Origin of the sequence: Collinsella sp. AF14-35, assembly GCF_003464565.1 — a bacterium.
Taxonomy (GTDB): domain Bacteria; phylum Actinomycetota; class Coriobacteriia; order Coriobacteriales; family Coriobacteriaceae; genus Collinsella.
In genome coordinates this window covers 1-2,053 of record NZ_QRZD01000049.1, presented here as the reverse complement: position 1 = coordinate 2,053, position 2,053 = coordinate 1, and the positions used below count along the sequence as shown (strand labels likewise).

At 55.7% G+C, this 2,053-nt stretch carries 1 protein-coding gene; it reads right to left on the bottom strand.

Annotated elements, in window-relative coordinates; all coding sequences use genetic code 11:
• Window positions 1–141: 141 nt before the first annotated feature.
• A complete protein-coding gene (locus DWW12_RS09625) occupies window positions 142–1,836 on the bottom strand; it encodes a phospho-sugar mutase (protein WP_117565059.1) in 1,695 nt (564 codons plus the stop codon).
• Window positions 1,837–2,053: the final 217 nt, after the last annotated feature.

The following is a 2,053-nucleotide window of genomic DNA, read 5'->3' as shown; positions in this document are numbered from 1 at the left end:
GGGGCGCCGGGGGCGGGAATCTGGGCGTACACATTTCCTACACAATTCGGAATTCTCAGCTGTATTTACCGGTAATAAAGAGGGGACCTCGTTTCCGAGATCCCCTCCTCCGTCTATCTATAGAAATAGGCTTTCAAAGCCTTAGGCCAACAGCTTGCGACCGGATTCCTCGATCGCGTCAAGTGCTGCATCAGCCTCGGCGGCATCCGCGCCCTTGGCGAAGATGTACAGTTTAATCTTGGGCTCGGTGCCGGAAGGACGAACAATACCCTTGTTGCCGCCCTCAAGATCGAACTCAATGACGTTAGCCTTCGGCAGGCCGTTCACGCAGGTGTTGTAGTCCACGACGGCCTCAATCTTGGACCCAGCAAGCTCCGCAGGCGGGTTCTCGCGCAGACCGGACATGATGCCGGCCATCTTTGCCGCACCCTCAGCACCCGGATAGCTCAGCGAAATCGTCTTGTTGTGGTAGTAGCCATACTTCTCGTACAGCTCGTGCATCGCATCGGCGAGGTTCTTACCCTGGAGCTTGTAATACTGCGCCATCTGGCAAATCAGCAGCGAAGTGCTCACGGCGTCCTTGTCGCGCACGTGGTCGCCAGCCAGATAGCCGTAGCTCTCCTCGAAACCAAAGATAAAGCGATCGACCTCGCCAGCATCGGAAAGCGAGGTAATGATGTCGCCGATGTACTTGAAGCCCGTCAGGCAGCGGCGGAGCTCAAAACCGTACTCGTCGGCCAGAGCGTCAACCATTGCGGAAGAAACGATAGTAGTAACGGCAACCTTCTTAGTGAGGTCCTCGCCGCGGGCGGCACGGGTCTTGCAAATATAGTCGAGCAGTAGGACGCCCATCTCGTTACCGGTCAGCAGCAGATAGTCATCGCCATTTTTAACGGCAACGCCAACACGATCGGCGTCGGGATCGGTTGCAAGCAGCAAATCAGGGTGAACCTGCTCGCAGAGATCGATGCCCTTCTGCATGGCCTGACGGATCTCGGGGTTAGGATACGGGCAGGTCGGGAAATCGCCGTTAGGCTCCTTCTGCTCGGGAACAACCGTGACATCGGTGATGCCAGCGCGCTCGAGCACCGTGGTAACGGGAATGAGGCCGGTACCATTCAGCGGCGTATAGACAAGCTTGAGCGGCGCGCCGGCAATTTCCTCGGCAGAAAGATTCGTAACGCCGCGAGCGAGAACGGCGTCGTAATAACGCTCGAGGCACGAGTCATCGATCCATTTGACCAGGCCCTGCTCAAGAGCCTCATCGAAGTCCATGGACTTCACACCGGTGAACGTATCGGTCTCGGCGATAGCCTTAGAAATTGCATCGGCGGCCTCGCTGGTGATCTGGCAGCCGTCGGGGCCATAGGCCTTATAGCCGTTATACGGTGCCGGGTTATGACTAGCGGTCATGCAAATGCCACCGGAGCACTTAAGATCACGGACGGCCCAGGAGAGCGTCGGCACAGGAGAAATCTTGGGATAAACGAGGGCAGTCACGCCGTTTGCTGCAAGAATGGCAGCCGTCGTCTTAACGAACAGCTCACCTTTATTGCGGCTATCGCGAGCGATGGCAACCGTTGGATGCTCGAAGGTCGCATTGAGGTAGTCAGCGAATCCCTGGGTCGCACGACCGACCGTATAGATATTCATACGGTTAGTGCCCGCACCGATAGTGCCGCGAAGGCCGGCAGTACCGAAGGCGAGATCTTGGAAGAAAGCATCGGTGATGGCGTCCTCATCACCCTGCTCCTTCATCGTGTTAAGCTCAGCGAGGAGCTCCTCGTCCTTGACATTGGCAATCCAAGTATCAAGCAGCTCATGAACATCTGCCATGTGAGTCCTTCCTTCACAATCAATAAAACGACCCGTGTAAAACAGGACAAGCGCAGCAGTGCGCTAAAGCAAATATTAGTCCATTGAGAACAGAGAACCGACCAAAGAACGGTGAACGTCTATATTCAGCGATGGATGATTAAATTGATTTAATTGCATAAGGAATGTTGCCCGTAAACGCAAAAAAGGGGGAGGCCTCGCGGCCTCCCCCTTCTGC